This window comes from Leuconostoc sp. S50, assembly GCF_016624925.1.
Classification (GTDB): Bacteria; Bacillota; Bacilli; order Lactobacillales; family Lactobacillaceae; genus Leuconostoc; species Leuconostoc pseudomesenteroides.
The window spans coordinates 1-21,638 of record NZ_JACVUE010000016.1 but is presented as its reverse complement, the minus strand read 5'-3'; the positions used below and the strand labels follow the sequence as shown (position 1 = coordinate 21,638).

The window sequence follows — 21,638 nt, the reverse complement described above, 5'->3', positions numbered from 1 at the left end:
AGAACATAAAATGGCTATTACAGGTTATCAATTTGATATGCAGGCGGTTCCTGCAAGTAAAGACGCCAGCGTAATTCATGCTCTAACTGGAGAATCAAATGGTGTGTTGAGACGCGGTAATGATTTTGCAATCACGGCAAATGGGTTACAAGTAACAATAGGAACAGGACAAGCAATTATTCAAGGGCGTTTAGTGGAAGTTACATCTAATGAATCAGTGACACTACCAGCTAATAGTACGGGAAAAATTTGTATTGTTGTTGATTTGACCAAAACCAATTCTGTTGTTGGTGTTCCGGGACAAAGCGGCTATAGTGCAACGATAAATCAAGTATATGTTTTACCCGTAGTTGGTTCGTTGACACAAGACGATCTTAACAACGGAGGTTACATTTACGAATTGCCGTTAGCGACATTTACAACAACAAGTAATTCGGCTACTATAGTTCAAACTAATTCAATTTTTAACGATACGGGTTGGAAGCAAATGACACTGGCAGACGGCGCAAAATTTAATTCTAAGTCTAACCAGTATGCCAAATATCGTGTCATCAATAACATGGTTACAATTATATTTGATGGTATTGATTTGACCGGAACATCCGGAAAGAACCAAATATTTAAGCTAACGCAAGATATAGCACCTGCCATTACCCCGTACCAAGCGATGCTATTTCCCATTGTCAATTTTGATGATAACAATAGCAATACTTATCCAGCTACGGGGGTTGTTAGTACTGATCATATATATGCGCGTTGGAACACTAATACATTTGGAGCCAGTTCATTTACACATGCTTCAGGAACAATCATCTATTTTATTGGTTAAGAATATTTTGACATTAAGTCAATGAAAGGAGGTGCGTAGATGATATGGCCACATGATGTATTAAGTTGGTTGACGATTGGGTCAATTTTAATTGGAGTATTAACAGGGCTAGTAAAAGTTGTGATCATCAATCCTTTGAGCGTTAAAATTGATGAATTAAATGGAAACTTCACAACTTTAAACACCGCTTTAGTCAAAAGTCAATCAGACTTTAAAAAGCTGGAAGATCGCGTTGATGGTCATGACTTAAAGCTGACAGAACATTCAGAACAGATTAAAACTCTGTTTCACAAGGAGGTATGAAAATTGAATAAATTAAAACGATGGGTGATTGCTTCAATTGGAGCGGTTGCCTTTTTAGTTGCCACAATTTCAGGCGTATCAGCCAATACATTAGGTATTGACGTTGCCAGTTATCAGGGTACAACCACAAGCTATTTCAGCCAGTTTAAGAGCTATGGTGATAAGTTCACTATGGTTAAGCTAGGCGGACGCGGCGGTGGTGAGGGTAGCCATTATGTGAATCCTAAAGCATACGCCCAAATTCATAACGCTGATGCCGTTGGTATGCAAACAGGTGGTTATTTCTGGGGTGAGTTTGGTGATTCAGTTAGTGAGGCGAGTTATCACGCACAACTAGCTGTACAAGACGCGCAGAACGCTGGATTAGCTAAGGGTAGTTACATTGCTTTAGATTATGAAGCGGGGGCTGGTGCTAACAAGGCTAACAACACGACAGCTATTTTGACCTTTATGGATCGGATTTACGCTGCTGGTTATAAGCCGATGTTCTATAGCTACACAAGCTACGTCAATTCATACGTTGATTTGAGCCGTATCAATGCCCGTTATCCAAACGCTTTGTGGTTAGCTTGGTACTTGACTACAGCACATCAAGCAACGCCGCCTATGCAATACTTCCCAAATTATTCCAACGTGAAGATTTGGCAGTACGCAGATAATCATTTTGGTGTTGACGGTAACGTTATGGTGGTTGGTTCATTGGATAATGACAAGCCTGCCGAGCAAACGGCTTCAAAGCCATCACAGTCAACCAACACACCAAGTACACCAACAAAGACACGCTACGCAACCTTTAGCGGTGTCTACGTGGCTGATTACTGGACTAAGTACAATAACAAAATGTACGGTGTCAACATTGATATGAGTATTCCAGTGATTGATTACAACAACTATATTCCAATTTCAGCCTTAACTTTGACTGACCGATATGGTAATAAGTTGAAGAATCAATACATTCAAGGAAACAACGGACGTATGGAATACTTTACTTTGAACGGTAAGTACAAGGTTATTTCACAAACTGCTACAACGATTAACGTTGAAATCGGTGGCGAGCCAGTATCAATGATGAAGTCGTTTGCAACAATCAAATAAGGAGATCACATGCAAGTAAATAGTATTTCAGATGTTATTATCGCAATCGCTTTGGCATCTATTCCAATCATAGGTGGTTGGATTGGTAAAGTCATTACTGGTAATAGCAAAGCCACAACGTTGATTAACGTTCTATCACCATTGGCTAAAGCTGCAATCGTAGCTATGCAAAAGTTGGGTGTGACACAATACCTAGAGGGTGAAGCAAAGAAGTCTGGTGCCGTTGATATTGTCAAACAAGCTTTATCAGCATTAGGCTTATCAGACACGGATGAAGCAATAATCAAGAATGCTATTGAAAAAGAATATGCTGCATTGATTAATGAGTTGAATCAGACGTACCCACAGATGACAGCTGAACAAGCCCAAACACAAGAGGCAGCAGCGCAACAAGCTAGTGAAGTAGCTAAGGCTGATGAATTAGCCAAAGCACAACAAGCATTAGCTGATGCACAAGCAAAGGTTAACGCCTTACAAAATTGAATAATATAAATATGCCTAATCAGTTTTGGTTAGGCTTTTTTGTTTGCATATCAAACTCATTTATGTCAGAATGTTATAAATAAATCATTCGGGGGGATATCATGACTGCGTATAAAGAATTTTGGACGAAAATGTTTGTTTGGAATGGAACGGCAACCAGAACCCAATATTGGATTCCAATCATAATTAACTATTTTATTGGTGGTATTTTAATCAGTATCGTAGAAAAAATACAGGGTCATTCAATTGAAGATATATACAACTTCACTGATCTAACAACTAATACAGTGGCTAAACTCATTGCAATACTAGTGTGGATTGCAACTTTAACTATTAAAGCGAGACGATTGCACGATACCAACAGGAGCGCTGGTTGGATTTTCATTCAAATAGTACCATTGATTGGCTCAATTTGGTTCTTCATATTGATGATATTACCGACGACGTCTGAATCTCGTTGGATTGATAATCAATCAAGAATCTTGTGATAAATTGTATTGTAAGTTTAGAAATTATCAAAATAAGAGACACTAAATCAACAAATAATATTAATGTTTAGCAAAGTGTAGGGGAATAATATGTCATTGAATGAAAAGTTGAATGCTGCTAAGGAAGTTGTTACTGATGCAGCTAAAACTAGCGCTAACGTAATTAAAGAAACTGCAGAAGATGTCACTAGTGCAACAAAGCAGGCTGTTAAAGATACACTAGATGACTACAAAGAAGATAGTAAGAAAGAAATTGATAAGTAATTTTACTATCCGCACAGAGGGAGACATCAATATTATGGCATTGGAAGACAAGCTCAATAAAGTTAAAAACGCCGTTACTGAATCACCTAAGAAGGCAGCTACTGTAGCAAAAGAAACAGTAGATGGTGCAAAAGAAATGGTAGATGACTTTAAAGAAGATTTGAAAAATGTAAAGTAAAAAAACCGCCCGACTGGATTATTTCTGGTTGGGCGGGTTTTTATTTGCTTTCAAAAAGTAAGAGTGATAACATGTAGTCAGCCCAACAATTTTTCTTTCGTTCCTATTCGGAATCTTCCTATTGTATTGTTGGGTTTTAATATTCAATTAATTTTTATTTATTAGAATCTGTTTGCTCGGTAGGACGTTTGGGGAACTGATTAGTATTTGTTATTACTCCTGCCGGGTTTTATTATTGCTCATTCGAGTATTATACTGTATAGTTAATCAAGTAGTTGACTCCTGAAAGACAATTACATGACCTGATAGTTTATCTGATGTTACACTATCAGGTCTTTTTTATTTGCTTTGAACTCGAAACATGATATGATTAATGAGGCTCAATAGACTTTTATGTACGTTTTCAATTAACACGTTTTGCTATTGGGCTTTTGTTGTACTTTCTTTTTAAAAATAGGGTATACTTAACGAGTAATGATTCTACGCATTACGCTCATCTATAAATAGATCTTATCCAAATCTAATTATGTTCAAAAGGTGATCTTTTTATTTGCTTTATTTTTCATAACAACGTACGATTAGTTGAATCGAAAATAGGAATTCTGCCAAGCATTGATTTAAACGTTAAAAAATAACGATTTAAAACATCACACAATAATTGGTAGTTTTTTATTTGCTATAAAATAGTAAGTCATTTATAATTGTAAGTGTAATCTCCCTATTGATTACTACTTCAAAGCCCTATTAGTCAGTGTAAAAACTGGCTAATTTTTTTACCATCAGAACATAAAACACCGACTAGAAATTTATCTGGTCGGTGTTTAATTTGCTACAAATTTGCTACAACAAGCTCTGAAAGCCTTTAAAACAACAAAGTTATGCTCCCTCTAGCGCTATTCTAGCCGTTCTATCAAATTTCTTGATAGAACGGTTTTTTTGTTATCATAATGTTATTTCTCACGCTTAAAATGACTATAAAACACTAAAATTGATAAATATATGAAAATATATGTTATAATTATGGTGTAATAAATTAATTGTAAACGCTACCATATTCAAATCAAAATATGAACCAGATGGGTGGCGATGACGGGAGAAAGCTATGACAAAAAACACTCAAAAAATAACAGCTATCGTTGTTTCTGTTGCGCTTACTGGTGCGTTTGCCATTAGTGCGCCACTTATCGCTAACGCAGCTGCGGGCGATGCTGTAAACGGGACTACCAGTCTAACGATTACAGGAAGTCCTAGCGCGCTAACATTAGACAGTGTGCCAAGTTTTGCATGGGAGTCAATGACAACATCAACTTCAGAAACATCACGACATGTTGCAGGAACTGGTAATCTCCAAGTGACTGATGAACGTGGCGGATCAAGTGGCTACACCGTGACTGCTTTAGCTTCCAGTATGACTAGTGGTGATAACACATTACCTGTCACTGCTATGTCAATTGATACGACAGCGTCATCCCCTTTGACTGGTGCTACTGGAGCAAATATTCTGGAATCTAATACCGTTCTCTCAGGTGGCGCTGATTCTAACGGTACCCTAGCTACAACCAATTCAACAGGACATATAACAGTCAATAATGCTGCTGCCAAGACCGGTACTTATTCAGGTACAATCACATACACTATAAACGATGGTGGTCTTGAGTAATTGTGCTGTTAAATGCTAAATAGATGATGCAAAAGCAGGCCGACCATGACCTGCTTTTCGTTTCATAAACGCAAGAGGTCTTACATGATAAAAAAGATAATTGCAGTGCTGGCAGCAGCCCTATTTTGTGCTGTTAGTCACCCTGCTTTCGCTGCTGATGTTGCTGAACAATCAGGTTTTTCCATTATTAGCCAGCCAAATGAGCTACAAGCCTCAAATCAGTCTTATTATGATTTGAAAATGCAACCTGGGCAAACCACAACATTGACATTAGGCGTTAAAAACATGTCCAACGTGTCATCGACATACGAAATTGCTGTTAATCCCGCTCAAACATCAGATAATGTCATTATTGATTACTCTTCTGCTGGCAATGGTAAGGGCGTGGGTGCAACGCCAAACCTGCAAATTAAAAGTATGACGAAGTTGAGTACAACCAAGATCACAGTACCGGCTAACGCCAGCAAACAATTTTCAGTCACTTTAACGATGCCGGACACAACGTTTGATGGTATTGTCGCTGGTGCGGTTCGAGTTGAACGGCTGACAAAAAACGAAAAAAACGGTATTACGAACAAATTTGCCTATGTTAAAGGTATTGTTGTCCGCCAAAATGATAACGCTGTTGATCCTGACCTAAAAATTAACAAGATCAAAGTTGGTCAGTACCATTATTTGCCTGGCGTGATTATCACAATGGCGAATCCCACCAATATCAATATCTCAAAATTAAAAATTGATGCTAAAGCTGTCAATGATAAAACGGGGGAAACTTTGAACACGAAAACAGTTGCTTCAGGATCAGTAGCACCTAATTCTGAATTTAACTATGTCATTCGTTATTCAAAAACAATTCCGGCTGGAAAATATCACTTTATCGGCACTGCTACCGATCAAAAAGGTCACCATTGGGAATGGCGCGAACCATTTACAGTCAAAAAAGCTGAAAAAGTCGCCAATCAACCGATACGTGTTCGTGGGACCTTTGAATGGTGGTGGCTACTGATTGCGATTCTCTTGTTGATTATTCTCGCTCTAATTTGGTGGATCATTTTAATGAAACGGAAAAAGAATCATGACGATGAAGAATAACAAAAAAATACAATTTTTACTTTTATTTTTCACGATGCTGATTGGATTTGCTTTTGCCACAACAGTCAATGCTGATGTGACAAAGGATGGGGATGTTTATCATATTACGACGGGGCAAGATTTAGCTGATTTATTGGGAGCAGGAAATACAGGTGGTTATTGGCGTGTTCAAAATCCAGCACCCGCAAGTATTAGTATTTCAGTTGATAATGATATTACTATTCCGGCACAGCAGGCATTGCTAAACAGTAATTTTTCAGGAACAGTAAATATTAATTTCAACAATCATATGTACTATGTTGCCGATCAAAATCAATCCAGTTTTATTATGGGCACTTCAACACCTGATGTCAGTGTTGTGATTCATAATCTGACATCAGCAAGTAGCAACATATCAAATACATCTGGTGCTGCAACAGTACCAAGTCCAACAGACGCTAATGCAACGATTTCTGGTTTTTTGTTAGGCATAAATTCTTTATTCTCAGGCCTCACCGGTTATGGTGCGGCTAATAGCGGGACGATAACGTATGATAATGTCTCAATTAACTATCCTAACTTAGCAGATGGCAAAAGCACGATGCTGACACCGATGTATGTGCCAATGAAATTTACTGGTACGAATGTCCTTGCTTTAGGTGGATTATCTGGGGCTAATTTCAGTACGGTTTCTGATGCTGAAATTGTCAGTGGCAGCACGACGATGACGTGGGGAACATCTGGATCTACGGCACAAACCGCTATGATTAATATGAGTGCCAACGGCACTGTCAATACATCAGTGGCATTTACAGTAGATAGTGGTGCTAACCTAATAATTAACAATCATGCTAAAGCAAGAACGTTTTTAGTTGGCAATACAACAGCCAAAACGGCTAACATCACTAACAATGGAACAATGTCGGCAGTGATTGATGGTAATGCCACAAATAGTACGACAGGAACCGATCAAACTATTACAAGTTCTTTTGTAGTGGGCGGTACCGGAATTGCCAACACGAACATAACGTTTGGTCCTAACTCTGTCAGCAATATTACTTCTAATACTGGCTTGATTAAGATGGACAATGTTGCCATTTTAAACGTCAGTGCACAGGCTGGCAGTCAAACAACCTTAGAATCAAAAAATACTCAAAATAACTCTGCCATTCGCGTGTTCAATGGCACAGCATTTTCCGGTTCATCACTCACACTAGATGGTGTTGCCTTCTTTTCAATGCGAAATGCAGCTACACCACCACTTCAGCAAGACAATATGCGAATTGTTATTGCCAATACACCGTTAACAATTTTAGGCTATGCAGCGAATAATGACACTGTTACAGCACGTTATGTAGCTGAAATTGGTAGTATTAACGGCGCTTGGGACGGCAATGGAACGCCTGGGGATCAAATGAGCCCGCCGTTAGCCACAAATAGTAGCGCAACTAAATTAAAGCCGGCTTTTGGGATTCGTTTTGAACCTGGATTGTTAGCTAACAGTTTTACGGTGAACCCCAGCGTTTGGAATTACGCCTTATCCAATCCAATTTTCCCAACTGACAACACACCTGTCTGGCTGAGTCGTAATGGCAGTGGGGATAATACGCAAACTTTTGATGTTTATGATTCGCGTTCCCAAACGGCTTCATTCAGCTTACAAGCATCAGTGACAGGAACAGGTAGTCGACAATATGGTTTTAAGAAGAATAGCACCAATGAGGTGTTATCATTAAATGACCAAGCGCAAACGATTTTAAATGCGAGTGATTTCACGGCTGGCACCATTGGTGATGCGGCAACTGCTGGTCACTGGACATATACAACCGACGCCAATCACGGTTTGCTAGTGCAAGCCGCACGATCTGAAAAAATCGGGACTTATACCGGGTCAGTAACCTATTCTTTAGTTGATGGACTAGAATAAAAAAATACCAAAGATTCAATCTAACATGTTGATTGAATCTTTTTTTATAATAAAATTTGTGTATAATGGCGATTAAATGAGTTCTGAAGTGGAGAGGCGCCGTGAATTTAAAGACAGCGAACAATCTCGTTTTGATGACTATTGTTGGCAGTATCATACTCAGCATGGTCATTGCAGCGTTGTGGTTCAAGATATTAGCCACTATAAGAATCGCAGTTGCGATGATTAATTATTTTATTGTCATGAAACATGAAAAGCCGTGACACAACATACTTGTTTTTGTGATAATACGGTAATATATCATGAGTTCAGAATGATAAAAATGGGTGTAAAATAATTAACAAGAGGGGTAATATTTTTAAGGAGATATTGCCATGTATTTAAGTTCTGAAGATTACATCAACATTTGGTTGTACTTTGTGTTTTGTTTGGCATTAGGATTGATGATGGTAACGGCAATGATTTATTATCATTTTAAAAAATGACCCTAGTTGACAATGAAGTATCATCATATCACGTTAAAAGACATTAGCTTTCGCTAATGTCTTTTTTTAGATTTTGGTATCGTTTTTGAACATAAATATAACGAAAATGGTTAAAAATTGATAAACGAATAGCAATAGCTTTGTGACAACGTTTTTAATGCAAAAAATAAATAAAATAATGTATATATTTCAATTGACAAATGTATATATACAAAGTATGATATTAAACATGTGCAAATTATGAACAATTTTATAGGAGAAATGATGAAGTACAAAAAAACTATTGCTACGATAGCTATTGCCGCCGCTTTTGGCACAGGAATCGTTTTAGCCGACAATAACACATGGCAAGGGTCACCTAATTTAAGTCATACACGCTCAATTATTGACCAGTTAGGTGATAAATTGACAGCACAGTCGAACAAAATTACATCATTGAGCACGCAAACTACGACAGCGCAGAATCAATTGACAGACGCGCAAAACAATGTAGCAAACATGCAATCTCAATTAACTAGTCTGCAAAACCAATTAACACAGGCTAAAGATCAATTGACTCAAGCTAATAACCAAAAGCAACAAGAATTACAACAAAAGCAACAAGAAATTCAACAAAAAATTGACGAAATTAATCAAAAAATTGCTGAGGGCAATCAAAAAGTTGCTGACAAGCAAAAGGAACTTGACGGTGTTCAAAGTCAGCTTTCAGAAGCTAATAACAAAGCCTCACAGTTACAAAATCAATTAAATGATGCGCAACAAAAACTAAATGAAGCTAACAACAAAAATTCCGATTTGCAAAAGCAATTAGACAATGCTTTGCAAGATGCAAAAGACACAGAGGCTCAAGCGCAATCTGTATTAAACGCACACTAATAATATGAACTGTTTGCACATCGCGCAATCGAGCCATTCATCAGGCTCTTTTTTTGTGCGAAAGTATAAAAAAAGACATGCGTAACATGTCGACTAAAAAATATTAATGAATATTATAAGGCGGTCCAGAAAGTGACAATGCCAAAAATAATACCAGGGAAATTAGCTGCAGCTAATGGCAAGTCACGATCTTCTTTGATCAAACCATAAGTGACCCACAAGGCACAATTTATAGCGGCAACTAGGGGCTGCACGGGATTTCCTTTTGAACCAGAGAGATTGTTCAAAATTTGGGGGATGTAAGAAACATACATCATAATTGACATGATGGTCGCTGTCCAACTCAAATATTTGATAAATTTTTCGTTTTTCATTGATTACCTCTTACTACAAAATTATAAGGCAAATCATTTATCAAAATCAAATTGATAGTTTCGGTTTTTAGGTTGTAGGTGTTATAAAACTAGTCATAAGTTGGCAGATGACCTAAATAATCAGCTTTAATACCATCAGGCGTCATTTTAATATAACCATTTTCATCAATGGCCACGGGATTGCCGACATGCCATTGACCATCGCTTTTAGTTAATACTCTAAATCCAAATCCGTTTTGGATTTTGGATACAATCGTTTCTCGGTCGAGTGAGATGACTTTAGTGGCATCGAATTGATGATCGTCTGTGACACGATAGACGTGAGCTGCCTTGATTAGGGCATGATTTGATGAAGGATTTATCTCGAATATATAATATGCTGCCATTGTGGTTCCTCCTAATAAAATGATGATTTTAGTAATGTAAACGTTTACTTTATACATTAATCATAACGCAAAAATTGAAAAGTTAAAAGAAGACGAACTTGTTATTGCACATAATATTTTTCTGCAAAATCGAGTCATCGTTTAGTAATGTGTTGGAAAACCTTGAGTTTGTTAATTCTGTTTGTGTCAGTGCGAATAATCTAATCAAAGCAGATGACCTCGTTTTTTAGCGTGTTGATAGGTTTTATTGTATAATTAAAGCATGACAAAACAAGCAAAAAGACAATATAAAGCCGTCATTGCCGGCAAAAAATACATTATATCCGGTCATGCGAGCATTCCGCATTTTAAAGCAACCGAAGAATTGATCAATAAGCAGTTTGCCCAAATAGCTATTGTTGCGCCAAAACTTGCACCTTTAGATCAAGCAACTTTGGTGACATTTAACGCAATTTCTGATCAGCTTTACAAGCAAGCAGAAATAGATGATTTGCAGCAACAAGTCGCGCGGTTACAGGCTGAACTCGACAAGAAGCGTAACGAGATACCTACACAACCTAAGGCTAAAACAAGTGCCGTGTCAAGTATTATTGATACGGCAAAGCAGGAAAGTCGTTCGCGTACTTCGAATCAAATCTTTAAGCGTACAGAACAATGATTATATTAGGATTATCGTTCTTATTTGTGTTATTGTGGATTTTTTCTGGCTATCGTCAAGGGGTCATACGTGCGTTACTACGACTAGTTCTTTGGGTAGTGGTCTGGTACATTGCGATTAAATTATCTCAACCAGTTGGTCAATATCTGACACACATTGTATCTGGTCAATTTGTCCGCACCACAATTCCAGAATCGGTGATAGGCGACGGGTCGCAATTTCTAGCTTCTGGGCTGGTATTTGGTTTAATAATCATTGTTGGTGGTATCCTCAGTCACGCTATTTTGAGAACAATTAAAATTGTGCGGCGTATACCGATTCTTGGTTGGTTAGATGGCGTTTTGGGCGCGATATTTTGTGGCCTTATTGGTGCAAGCATTGCTTTTTTTGTACTTGAAATGTTGTCGGTTGTTCCCAATGCATGGGTGCAGGACCAATTTTTAAATACGCCACTGCTTAATACCATATTGGATAAAACCCCGTTCTTGGCTGACCAAATTTATCACTGGTGGTTGTAATTTTAGGAAAAATAAATGAACAGTAAAGTTTTAGAGACACTTGAATACGATAAAATCAAATCCCAATTAGCGGCATTTTTAGTGACTTCGTCAGGGCAACGGGAAGGTCGTGCGCTATTGCCCAGTATTGATGAGCAAGAAATCAATTATTGGTTGCAAGAAACAGCGGATGCTGTTTTAATTGATCGCCTCAAGGGTGGTATTCCACTCAGTAAATTAGCTGATATCAGCGCTCATTTGAAGCGTTTGACAATGCAAGCCTCACTAAGTGCAACTGAAATTTCTCAGGTAGGTCAGGTGCTACGTAATACGGGCACAATCGCTAATTTTTTTGTACAAATGCAAGACGAAACGATTGGTGAATCATTGCATGTGCTACCAGAACAGGCGGCAAACTTAGCAACGTTACCTGATGTAACGCGACTGATTCAAATTGCTATTGACGAAACCGGTCGCATTAATGATGAAGCATCTTTTGAACTAAAATCTCTGCGCGGGAAAATTGTGGGTAATGAGAATGCGGTTAAAAATCAAATGCAGGCGTTTACTCGTGGTAAATCTGCTCAGTATTTGAGCGATCCGATCGTCACGATTCGTGCCGATCGCTATGTTATACCGGTCAAAGCGGAATATCGTCATCAATTTGGTGGCGTTGTCCAGGACCAAAGCCAATCTGGTTTGACACTGTACATTGAGCCACAGTCGGTTGTTGATTTAAATAATAAAATTAGTGAGTTGCGCGTCAAAGCACACGCAGAAGAGCAACGGGTGTTACAGGAATTATCAGCTGAGTTAATGCCATACGTGACTGAAATTCAACGTAACGTGTCTATTCTCGGTCATTTTGATTTTGTAAATGCCAAAGCACGACTGGCTGCAAAATTAAATGCCATGCAACCACTTGTAAATCCAGCCAATCATATTTCATTGGCTCAGGCTTGGCATCCATTATTGGATCAAAAAATTGCAGTGGCTAATGATATTGCAATTGGTGACCACTATAAAACAATTATCATTACAGGACCTAATACCGGTGGTAAAACAATCACCATCAAGACATTAGGACTGCTGCAATTGATGGCACAGTCAGGATTGTTTATTACGACGAAGCGGCCATCAACTGTCGGTATTTTTAAAGAAGTGTTTGCGGATATCGGTGACGAGCAATCTATCGAGCAGAATCTGTCAACATTTAGTTCGCACATGGCAAATATTGTGTCGATGCTGGACAAAATTGATGATAAAAGTTTGGTTATTTTCGATGAACTCGGTGCCGGTACCGATCCGGCTGAAGGGGCAGCATTGGCAATTGCTATTTTGGATAAAGTTGCGAGCTTAGGGGCTTATACCATTGCCACGACACATTACCCTGAATTAAAGTTATATGGTTATAATCGACCTGAGACACAAAATGCTTCAATGGTTTTTGATGTCGAAACGCTACAACCAACTTATCAATTTTTGATGGGTGTCCCTGGGCAATCTAACGCTTTAGCGATTGCTAAGCGTTTAGGATTTGGTGAGGATGTGATTGGTGCAGCGACATCTTTGACCAACGACTCAGACCAGGATCTGAACAATATGATTGCTGATTTGGTGGCGCAACGCGACGAGGTAAAAAAGAAAAACGTATCCTTGACTAATCAGTTAAATGATACAAAATTGCAAGCTGAAGCGTTACGTGACAAAGAAATGCAACTTGACAAAGATCAAGCGCGTATATTGTTAGATGCCAAAAATGAAGCCAATCACATTGTTGCAGCTACCAAAAAGAAAGCAGAGCAATTAATTAGTGAAATTCGTCGAGAACGTTTAAATGGTGGTGCAAAAGCCACATCTACTGAACAAGAGTTGCAACAAAAAAAGGGGCAACTTGATAATTTACGCCAAAATGTGAGTTTAGAAAAGAATAAAGTCCTTCAGAAAGCTAAAAAAGCCAAGCAATTATCACCTGGAGATGACATTACCGTACAATCCTATGGACAACAAGGCACGCTTGTAAAAAAGCATAGTAATGGTCAATGGGAAGTTGAGATGGGTATTTTAAAGATGTTGGTTGACGAAGACGACATTGTAAAAACTGAGGCGACGATTAAGGCACAAAAGGAAAAATCAAAGCAGAAACAACAGAAAATAACCCGTACCAAAGCTGCAGGATCGGCACGTGCCACGGTGAAATCAACGCTTGATTTGCGAGGCATACGCTATGAAGCAGCCCTTAGCGAACTAGACAAATACCTTGATACAGCAGTGTTAGCTAATATTAGCCCAGTTGAAATTATTCATGGAAAAGGCACAGGTGCACTACGACAAGGCGTGACCGAATTTTTACGTTCGGACCGGCGTGTTGATTCATATCATTTCGCTAACGCTAATGCGGGTGGTGATGGTGCGACAATTGTGACACTTAAGTAAGCAAAGTGCTTACTTTTTTTACGGTCAAAATTTGTCCGTTATTTTGTATTCAATGCAAAAAAGTGCGACAATTAATCTTGTGTCATTTTGAGACGTAACCGTATTTGTGCGGTTCATATTTAAAAAAGTGAGGAGAAAAAATAGGCATGATTGAGAAATATTTTAACTTAAGCGCTAATCACACTACGATTAGAACTGAGTTTGTGGCTGGTTTGACCACATTTGTGTCCATGGCATATATTTTGTTTGTTAACCCAAGTGTTTTAGGCGCGGCTGGTATGGATAAGGGGGCTGTGTTTACAGCCACAGGATTAATTGCAGCGATTGCCACAATATTTATGGGTGTCGTTGCAAAATATCCATTTGCTATTGCACCGGGTTTGGGGATCAATGCTTTTTTTGCTTATTCTGTTGTTTTGGGGATGGGCGTTAAGTGGCAAACGGCCTTGGCAGCTGTGTTTGTTTCTGGAGTCATATTCTGGCTGTTAACTATTTTTAAAATTCGTGAGGTCATTATTAATGCGATTCCTGCTGATCTAAAATCAGCAATTGCAGGTGGTATTGGTCTTTTCATCGCCTTTTTGGGGTTATCTGATGGTGGCATTGTTGCGGCTAATAAGGATACAATCATTGGGTTTGGTGATTGGAGTAAACCTGCGACATTATTGACGATATTTGGTATTTTGGTGACGTTTGCTTTATTTGCTCGCCACGTTCCCGGGGCGATTTTCATTGGATTGGTGATTACCGCTGTTGCTGGTTTGATCATCGGACAAGTTCACGCGCCTACTGAAATTATTAGTACAGTGCCTAGCTTAAAGCCCACATTTGGACAGGCAATTTTTGGATTGAAAGACCTTGGGTCGTTACAAATGCTAGTTGCTGTTGTCACATTCTTATTAGTGGCTTTCTTTGATACCGCTGGTTCATTAATTGGTGCTGCTCGTGCAGGTGGATTTTTGGTTAATAATGAATTGCCCAACGCAGGAAAGGCGCTAATGGCTGATTCAATTGGTATGCTTGGTGGCTCGTTACTTGGTACGTCACCTACAACCGCCTATATTGAATCATCAACAGGAATAGCTGTTGGTGGTCGAACTGGATTGACTAGTGTTTTCACCGGGATTTTCTTTATACTTGCATTAGCATTTTCACCATTACTAACTGTGGTGACATCACAAGTCACAGCACCTGCACTGATTGTTGTAGGCGTGTTGATGGCTGGTAGTTTAGGCAGTATTGATTGGGAAGATTTTCCAATGGCTGCGGCAGCTTTTCTCACAGTGTTAGGTATGCCATTATCTTATAGTATCTCAGATGGTATTGCTTTAGGATTTATTGTCTATCCTTTCTTGATGCTAGTGACAGGTCGTGGTAAACAAGTTCATCCCATTATGTATGGTTTAGGTCTAGTTTTTGTAGCGTTTATGGTTATTTTACAAATTGGTTAAACTAAAAAAGATTGCCCTTTTCTAAGGACAATCTTTTTTAGTTAATGCCTTGCATTAAGCGATGTATATAACGTGATAATAAGACGAGAACAATACCCAATATGACAGATCCTAAACCAAACCAGAAAAAGTAACTCACTTCGTTTTTGGCGTTATATAGTGTCACAAGTTGTGCGTTGAGGGCAGAGCCAACTGCGGTTGATAAAAACCACATGGACATCATCTGTGAATTAAAAGCTTTTGGCGCCAACTTTGTTGTAACTGATAGCCCGACTGGGGAAATCAACATTTCACCAACAATGACTAGGGCCCATGAGCCAACTAACCAAAACGGCGAAACTTTTACATTTGTTCCAAATAAGGTGCCTGGAATTGCCATGAGCAGGAAGCTTGCACCAGCGAACATCAAACCAATCGCAAATTTCATGGGTGATGTTGGTTGCTTTTGCCATTTTGACCATAAAATAGCAAAGAATGGTGTGTAAAGCATGATAAAAAATGGATTCAAAGACTGGAACCAAGAAGCGGGAAAGAAAGATAAATCAACACGTTCGGCAGCAAAAGTAGCCAATACAATGGCACCTTGTTCTTCAATTGCCCAGAACAAAACAGCGGCTAAAAATAAAGGGATATAAGCAATTACTCTGGAGCGTTCCGATTTTGTAACTTTCTTGGAAGAAATCATGGTGATAAAATAAGTAACTGGAATTAAAATGGCAACAAGAGTTAACAAATTGATGAAATCAGGTAAGCTGTTCCAACCAAGCAGCATCATAGCAACAATAATCAAAATTAGTGCCACAGAACCAAACACTATTTTTGTTAATAATGGCTTGATTTCATTTTCAGCTAATGGATCACTTGGCAGCATTGTCGCAGGCGCCAAATTTTTATTCGCACCGAAATGATACTGTATCAAACCAATAAACATACCAATAGCTGCTAGTGAAAATCCAACATGGTAGCCAGCTATTTCTTGCGCTTTTCCAACCAACAGTGGTGCAATAAAACCACCTAAGTTAATCCCAAAAACGAAAATAGAAAATCCAGCATCACGACGTTTGTCGGCATCACTATATAGTGAGCCCACTAATGTAGAAACGTTGGGTTTCAAAAAGCCAGTGCCGAGTACGATAAGAATGATTGATAAAAATAAAGCTTTAGCGCCAAATGGGGTTGATAATGCGATGTGTCCTGCCATTATCAACACACCACCCCAAAAAACTGTGCGACGCGGTCCTAACACACGATCGGCGACAAAGCCACCAATCGCACCGGTGAGATAGACCATTGAGGCATAAATAGCCATAATGGAAGCAGCCGTGGCGCGACTAACATTGAGTTGACCGTCAGCAATCAATGACCACATATAGTAGAGTAGAATAGCACGCATGCCATAGTAGGAAAATCGTTCCCACATCTCCGTCATAAACAGAGTGAGCAATCCGCGCGGCTGTCCTAGAAATTGTTTTTCTTTGACTTTCAAAAGTCTCTCCTTTGACCTTGTGACAATAACTAACGTTAATAAACAGGCATTCACAAGATTTTTATTAAAAGTAACGATACCAGTCTACGCCTAATATGTGAAATATTCAATCCTTAATATTTTCATTGATTCAAAAAATGAATTAAAATGAGGTGTCATTAGTGAGGTTGGTTGTTTTATAGTATAATCAAATCAGAATAAATTAAGGATATTTTATGGCAAACGAAAAATTTGATGCTTCGGCATTTTTATCATCACTCTTTCACTACGCACGAGATTTTAATTACAATCATATTATTTTTGATGCGAATCGTTACAAAATTTCGGTTAATTTAGTGCGCAAATCATCAACCTATGGGAATGCTGAGATGTTTTATGTTTCTGCAGATCCTAAAGCTTTTGCGCCTGTTATTTCGCGTATCAATAGCGCAATTGAAATTGCTGAGCTAGAAGGGTCACAACAAGCAACCGTTAAAACACCACTATTGGCTCGTGAAAATCAGGTTTTTCAATTTAAACTAAAAGAATTTGGAAATGGTAAATATAACTTGGATCTCAGCATATAAGGAGGAAACTGTCAAATGGTTTGACGACCATTGGGACACAAAAATATTATGAAGCAAGGCAAATCAGCACAAATTAAAAAGATGCGTCACGTACAATCTAAACAAAAGTTAACGGCAAGGAAAGCGATGCCAGCTTTCAATTATGATGAATTTGCAGGTTTTTTAAGGGCACGATATTTTTTGACGCATCGCAATAAATATGCACCAGAAACATTTGAAGTTGCATCATTCTTTCTTGATGATGTCATTGCCACTATGGTTCAACAACATTTTACGCAATTTACCAGTAATGAGCGGGCAACGATTAACTTGAATGAAACGATGCAGGCTGCCTTGGTTAATAGTGACGATCGTGATTGGCGTTATTTTGTTTTACTAGTACCGGTGCTATTTGATATGCAACAATTTTTGGTCAAAGAAAGCCAAGTCAACGATCGTTTTGTCGCGCAAACGACTAATTTTGATGTTAATTTTTGGCGTATGATTATGCGTACAGTGATGGCAATCAACTTTTTCAAATGGCAAGGTAAAGATGTTTCAGAAATGATGAAAACATCAAATGCTATTGATACCTTACAATTTAAGTTTTTGAGCGAAAATGAAGACGATGATGATTTTAATATGGCAGTTATTGCCGAAACATTTCGTGGTTTAGAACCAAAATTGAAGCCGCTCAAAGTTTCAGAGGCATTCTTAAAGCCCAACGAAACGTTAACAGCAGAAGAAATTCAAGCTGAAGAAGCATACGCAGAAAAACGTCTCGTACAATTTAAAGAAAACTCAGTTAAAGGTGTTGTGAGTGAGAATGTCATCAACTTGTTGCACGCATTTCACGTCGGTATTGCTAAAGAGTATAATCTAACGCACGAACAATGGGATGCTAATGTGTTGAACGATTTTGTGCAACAACATTTGATGATGTATTGGACGCCACAGTGGTCGGACTTAGATGGTATTGGCGGCGAAGTCAAATCTTATTTAAAGTTTTTAAGCCAAAAAAAAGCCATCACAGGTTTGGGCAAAATTGTGAGTGGCATTATAGATCTTGATCATTATGTTGATGTTGCTGCAATTAATAGTTTATTGCGTCAATTAGAGGATGAAGACTTGGAAAAGCTTGTCTAAAAACACGTACAGTATAGTAACAACTAGTGCTGGATCCTATTCTAGTTTTCGGGTTGTTACCACTGACGTGTTTTTTAGGATTTCGTGTTGATAAGTAAAGTAATATGACGAATTGTCCCTGGTAGAATTGCGATTGATTGATGCGTTTTGATGGCGTGTAACCAGAGTTGGCCGCCTTGTGTTTGGTATACATAACCTGTCAATTCAGTGATTTCTTCACTCAAGAGTGATTGGTTGATTTGAATCGTGACAGGCTCCTCTTGATTGATGGCGCATGTCAATCTTGTGATGATTTGATTAGCAGTGAGTTGGCGCTTTAAAGGAACATGCTTTTTTGGTGTCAAAAGCTGCTTTAATCCTCTTAGTATGCGACCTAACGGTGACCTATATTGATGGCGTACAATATAATTTTGCATATTCATCTGCTCCACTCGTAATTGATTAATTCCATCATACGAACAAATGTTCAAAAAAGCAATCTTTTTGTTGCCTCTTAATAAATTCTTGAATAATTAATTAAAGCGTGGTTGTTGATAAAATTGGGATAATTGTTGATAACCACAAAATATGTCCATGCGAACAAATATTCATTCATCCAGCCTGATACATCTATTCGTTGAATTATGAGATGAAAATTGGTATAATCAGTCTATTAGTTTATAAAGAGGAATATTATGACACAGCGTGGTTTATTGATTGTGCTTTCTGGTCCATCAGGCGTTGGCAAGGGGACTGTTCGCAAGGCGATTTTCGAAGAAGATGGAATTGATTTTCAGTATTCCATTTCAGCAACAACGCGTTCCCCTCGTAAGGGTGAAGTAGATGGTGAGGATTATTTTTTCGTCACACGCGAACAATTTGAGGAAAGAATTAATAACGGCGATATGTTAGAATACGCCCAGTATGTTAATAATTACTACGGTACCCCTAAAAGCTTCATTGACCAAACGCTTGCGAGCGGCAGAGATGTTTTTCTTGAAATTGATGTTCAAGGCGCGCTTCAAGTGAAGTCAAAAATGCCTGAGGGTATTTATATTTTCTTAACACCGCCCGATTTAACAAATCTGCGTTCACGATTGGTTGGTCGTGGCACTGATTCTAGTGAAGTGATTGAAAAACGTGTTGCTGCGGCTCGTGACGAACTGAAAATGATGATAAACTACGATTATGCAGTTGAAAATGACGTGGTTTCTCGTGCAGTAGATCGTATCAAAGCGATTATTACGGCCGAGCGCTTACGCGTTACACGTGTATTTGAACAAATTTAACTATAATTAAGGAGAACATAAATGTTATTATATCCATCAGTTGATAAGCTCTTAGAAAAAGTTGATTCGCGCTATAAGTTGATTGCACTGGGGGCAAAGCGTGCACGGGAATTAGATGCCGGTATGCCAGCGACACAAGAAACATTCAAATCCAACAAGTCAGTTGGTCAAGCGCTTGAAGAAATTGAAAATGGGGACGTTGTTATTGACCCTGATTTCGAAGACGAAGTTTAATTTATCTAGGAGGCAACATGGCAGAATTTCCACAATTAGAACCCAAAAAATTTGCAGGACCAGTGGCGACGTTTGATACTAACCACGGCACCATTAAGGTAAAGTTGTTTGCTGACCTTGCACCAAAAACGGTTGAAAATTTTACAACTCATGCGAAAAAATGGCTATTACAACGATGGCGTATTTCATCGCGTTATTCGTGACTTTATGATTCAAGGTGGCGACCCTGATGGCACAGGCATGGGTGGCGAAAGTATTTGGGGAAACAGCTTTGAAGATGAATTCAGCGACCAATTGTTTAATGTTAGAGGGGCATTGTCAATGGCTAACGCTGGGCCAAATACGAATGGTTCACAATTTTTCATTGTCCAAGCGTCTGAATTTCCAGCGCAAATGGCTTCTGCTTTGAGAAATGTACCAACAGAAATTGCTGACTATTATCGTCAAAATGGCGGTACACCATGGTTAGATGGCAAGCATACTGTATTTGGTCAAGTTATTGAAGGCCTTGATGTTGTTGACGATATTGCCAACACACAAGTTAATATGATGGATAAGCCCAAAGAAGATGTCATTGTTAAGACAATTACGATTGCAGGAGAGTAACCTGCTTTTTTTATGCTCTTAACTGGGAATTACACTAGAAATTAATGGTCGTGATATAATATTTTATAGAGGTTAACTATATGTCATACTACGTTGGGCAAAAAGTAAAAGGTAAAATAACGGGAATTCAGCCTTACGGTGCCTTTGTGGCACTTGACGAACATACGCAAGGGCTAATCCATATTTCTGAATGTAAATCAGGGGTTGTGCGAGATTTGAAGCATGAGCTCGCTCTTGGTAAAGAGGTAGAAGTGGTGATTATGGATATTGAACAATACAACGGCAAGATTAGCTTGTCGTTGCGTCAAGAAGATATGCATGTATATTCGCAGGCGCCCTTAATAAAAAACACCAACCTTCGCAAGCGTTTTTGGACAAATTATCATCTGGATTATGGTTTTTCGCCAATTGCAAATCAAAAAGAAGAATGGATCAAAGAAGCGTTGACGCGCATCGGAAAGTGAGAGAGGACCCTATGTCACTAATCGCAGCTACCGCAATAGCGGTCAAAGACAACTTGCCGTATTTTTTGGTAAAACAATCAAAAGATAACAGTTACCGATTTTTTACAACAAAAATGCATCGACACAATAATGACACCTCGCTAGGGGCAGTCTTGAGAGGGTTGAAGTTACTTGGACCCGTTGATTTTGATGATTGGCGTTTGGGAGAACTGACTAGTGTTTCAGATGGTAATAGTTTGATGTCGATTTATTCGTTTGACGTTAAAGATATGCCTAAAATTGAAAAAGAATTAAATCATCAACTAGTTTTTGTGCCTGCTAATGAAATTCATCCACTGCTAGAAACCTTGCAAACAACGGCTTTTGTTAGTTTTGAAGAATAAAACGAGAAAAAGGTATTGACAAAGGGAAAAAAGAGCGTATAGTTT

26 protein-coding genes and 1 pseudogene are annotated in these 21,638 nt (G+C 38.6%); 23 read left to right on the top strand and 4 right to left on the bottom strand.

Going from position 1 to position 21,638, the window contains the following annotated elements:
• Positions 1-10: 10 nt before the first annotated feature.
• The 12 genes from IAE53_RS10455 (at position 11) to IAE53_RS10400 (ending at position 9,659) form a co-directional block, all read left to right on the top strand.
• Positions 11-829 (top strand): hypothetical protein, encoded by an 819-nt coding sequence (locus IAE53_RS10455; RefSeq protein ID WP_200136455.1) that lies wholly within the window; start codon positions 11-13, stop codon positions 827-829.
• A 39-nt stretch (positions 830-868) separates the two neighbouring features.
• A complete protein-coding gene (locus tag IAE53_RS10450) occupies positions 869-1,132 on the top strand; it encodes a hypothetical protein (protein WP_200136456.1) in 264 nt (87 codons plus the stop codon).
• Positions 1,133-1,135: 3 nt separating this feature from the next.
• A complete protein-coding gene (locus IAE53_RS10445; protein WP_200136457.1) occupies positions 1,136-2,227 on the top strand; it encodes a GH25 family lysozyme in 1,092 nt (363 codons plus the stop codon).
• Between the two features lie 9 nt (positions 2,228-2,236).
• On the top strand, positions 2,237-2,710 hold the full coding sequence (locus IAE53_RS10440; RefSeq protein ID WP_200136458.1) for a holin: 474 nt from the start codon (positions 2,237-2,239) through the stop codon (positions 2,708-2,710).
• A gap of 98 nt (positions 2,711-2,808) precedes the next feature.
• Positions 2,809-3,198 (top strand): DUF805 domain-containing protein, encoded by a 390-nt coding sequence (locus IAE53_RS10435; RefSeq protein ID WP_200136465.1) that lies wholly within the window; start codon positions 2,809-2,811, stop codon positions 3,196-3,198.
• A 90-nt stretch (positions 3,199-3,288) separates the two neighbouring features.
• A complete protein-coding gene (locus IAE53_RS10430) occupies positions 3,289-3,462 on the top strand; it encodes a hypothetical protein (protein ID WP_200136459.1) in 174 nt (57 codons plus the stop codon).
• Positions 3,463-3,496: 34 nt separating this feature from the next.
• Positions 3,497-3,640 carry a hypothetical protein gene (locus IAE53_RS10425; protein ID WP_200136460.1) on the top strand — a complete coding sequence of 48 codons (144 nt, stop codon included), beginning with the start codon at positions 3,497-3,499 and terminating at the stop codon, positions 3,638-3,640.
• 1,102 nt (positions 3,641-4,742) lie between these two features.
• Entirely contained in the window at positions 4,743-5,300 is a 558-nt protein-coding gene (locus IAE53_RS10420; protein ID WP_148423690.1) for a WxL domain-containing protein, read from the top strand.
• Between the two features lie 84 nt (positions 5,301-5,384).
• Positions 5,385-6,392 carry a DUF916 and DUF3324 domain-containing protein gene (locus tag IAE53_RS10415; RefSeq protein ID WP_167497526.1) on the top strand — a complete coding sequence of 336 codons (1,008 nt, stop codon included), beginning with the start codon at positions 5,385-5,387 and terminating at the stop codon, positions 6,390-6,392.
• Positions 6,376-8,298, top strand: coding sequence for a hypothetical protein (locus IAE53_RS10410; protein WP_188353163.1), 1,923 nt, complete (start codon positions 6,376-6,378; stop codon positions 8,296-8,298). Before IAE53_RS10415 ends, IAE53_RS10410 begins: the two co-directional genes overlap by 17 nt.
• Before the next feature lie 101 nt (positions 8,299-8,399).
• The gene (locus IAE53_RS10405; protein WP_167497527.1) at positions 8,400-8,561 is read left to right on the top strand and encodes a hypothetical protein; all 162 of its coding nucleotides are present in this window, start codon (positions 8,400-8,402) and stop codon (positions 8,559-8,561) included.
• A gap of 486 nt (positions 8,562-9,047) precedes the next feature.
• Positions 9,048-9,659 (top strand): hypothetical protein, encoded by a 612-nt coding sequence (locus IAE53_RS10400; protein ID WP_188353162.1) that lies wholly within the window; start codon positions 9,048-9,050, stop codon positions 9,657-9,659.
• A 113-nt stretch (positions 9,660-9,772) separates the two neighbouring features.
• Here the strand turns inward: IAE53_RS10400 and IAE53_RS10395 are convergent, their stop codons facing one another.
• Together IAE53_RS10395 and IAE53_RS10390 are read right to left on the bottom strand one after the other, a co-directional pair.
• The gene (locus tag IAE53_RS10395; protein ID WP_010279817.1) at positions 9,773-10,033 is read right to left on the bottom strand and encodes a SemiSWEET family transporter; all 261 of its coding nucleotides are present in this window, start codon (positions 10,031-10,033) and stop codon (positions 9,773-9,775) included.
• Between the two features lie 89 nt (positions 10,034-10,122).
• Positions 10,123-10,419, bottom strand: coding sequence for a hypothetical protein (locus IAE53_RS10390; protein ID WP_148423693.1), 297 nt, complete (start codon positions 10,417-10,419; stop codon positions 10,123-10,125).
• 262 nt (positions 10,420-10,681) lie between these two features.
• Between IAE53_RS10390 and zapA the strand changes: the two genes are divergently transcribed.
• The 4 genes from zapA to IAE53_RS10370 all read left to right on the top strand — a co-directional run bounded on the left by zapA (position 10,682) and on the right by IAE53_RS10370 (position 15,461).
• A complete protein-coding gene (gene zapA, locus IAE53_RS10385; RefSeq protein WP_010279809.1) occupies positions 10,682-11,077 on the top strand; it encodes a cell division protein ZapA in 396 nt (131 codons plus the stop codon).
• A complete protein-coding gene (locus tag IAE53_RS10380) occupies positions 11,074-11,595 on the top strand; it encodes a CvpA family protein (protein WP_148423694.1) in 522 nt (173 codons plus the stop codon). The genes zapA and IAE53_RS10380 overlap by 4 nt, the downstream gene beginning before the upstream one ends.
• A 15-nt stretch (positions 11,596-11,610) precedes the next feature.
• Positions 11,611-14,010, top strand: a complete 2,400-nt coding sequence (locus IAE53_RS10375; protein WP_148423695.1) for an endonuclease MutS2 — start codon at positions 11,611-11,613, stop codon at positions 14,008-14,010.
• 146 nt (positions 14,011-14,156) lie between these two features.
• Positions 14,157-15,461, top strand: coding sequence for an NCS2 family permease (locus tag IAE53_RS10370; RefSeq protein WP_148423696.1), 1,305 nt, complete (start codon positions 14,157-14,159; stop codon positions 15,459-15,461).
• Between the two features lie 37 nt (positions 15,462-15,498).
• On the opposite strand, the gene IAE53_RS10365 is transcribed toward IAE53_RS10370, so the two are convergent.
• Positions 15,499-16,947: a peptide MFS transporter gene (locus IAE53_RS10365; protein WP_148423697.1), complete on the bottom strand. Its 1,449-nt coding sequence runs from the start codon at positions 16,945-16,947 to the stop codon at positions 15,499-15,501.
• A 215-nt stretch (positions 16,948-17,162) separates the two neighbouring features.
• On the opposite strand from IAE53_RS10365, the gene IAE53_RS10360 reads away from it, so the two are divergent.
• Positions 17,163-17,513, top strand: coding sequence for a hypothetical protein (locus IAE53_RS10360; protein WP_148423698.1), 351 nt, complete (start codon positions 17,163-17,165; stop codon positions 17,511-17,513).
• A gap of 48 nt (positions 17,514-17,561) precedes the next feature.
• Entirely contained in the window at positions 17,562-18,638 is a 1,077-nt protein-coding gene (locus IAE53_RS10355; protein WP_148423699.1) for a metaphase chromosome protein 1, read from the top strand.
• A 74-nt stretch (positions 18,639-18,712) separates the two neighbouring features.
• Here the strand turns inward: IAE53_RS10355 and IAE53_RS10350 are convergent, their stop codons facing one another.
• Positions 18,713-19,054, bottom strand: a complete 342-nt coding sequence (locus IAE53_RS10350; RefSeq protein ID WP_139968624.1) for a hypothetical protein — start codon at positions 19,052-19,054, stop codon at positions 18,713-18,715.
• Positions 19,055-19,312: 258 nt separating this feature from the next.
• Here IAE53_RS10350 and gmk point away from each other — a divergent pair, with 258 nt between their 5' ends.
• The 5 genes and pseudogenes from gmk to IAE53_RS10325 all read left to right on the top strand — a co-directional run bounded on the left by gmk (position 19,313) and on the right by IAE53_RS10325 (position 21,593).
• The gene (gmk, locus tag IAE53_RS10345) at positions 19,313-19,906 is read left to right on the top strand and encodes a guanylate kinase (protein WP_080519261.1); all 594 of its coding nucleotides are present in this window, start codon (positions 19,313-19,315) and stop codon (positions 19,904-19,906) included.
• 21 nt (positions 19,907-19,927) lie between these two features.
• The gene (rpoZ, locus tag IAE53_RS10340) at positions 19,928-20,140 is read left to right on the top strand and encodes a DNA-directed RNA polymerase subunit omega (RefSeq protein WP_010279781.1); all 213 of its coding nucleotides are present in this window, start codon (positions 19,928-19,930) and stop codon (positions 20,138-20,140) included.
• Between the two features lie 17 nt (positions 20,141-20,157).
• Positions 20,158-20,746: pseudogene (locus tag IAE53_RS10335) on the top strand (peptidylprolyl isomerase).
• 80 nt (positions 20,747-20,826) lie between these two features.
• Positions 20,827-21,210 (top strand): CvfD/Ygs/GSP13 family RNA-binding post-transcriptional regulator, encoded by a 384-nt coding sequence (locus IAE53_RS10330; protein WP_148423702.1) that lies wholly within the window; start codon positions 20,827-20,829, stop codon positions 21,208-21,210.
• A gap of 11 nt (positions 21,211-21,221) precedes the next feature.
• A complete protein-coding gene (locus IAE53_RS10325; RefSeq protein WP_148423703.1) occupies positions 21,222-21,593 on the top strand; it encodes a hypothetical protein in 372 nt (123 codons plus the stop codon).
• Positions 21,594-21,638 lie beyond the last annotated feature (45 nt).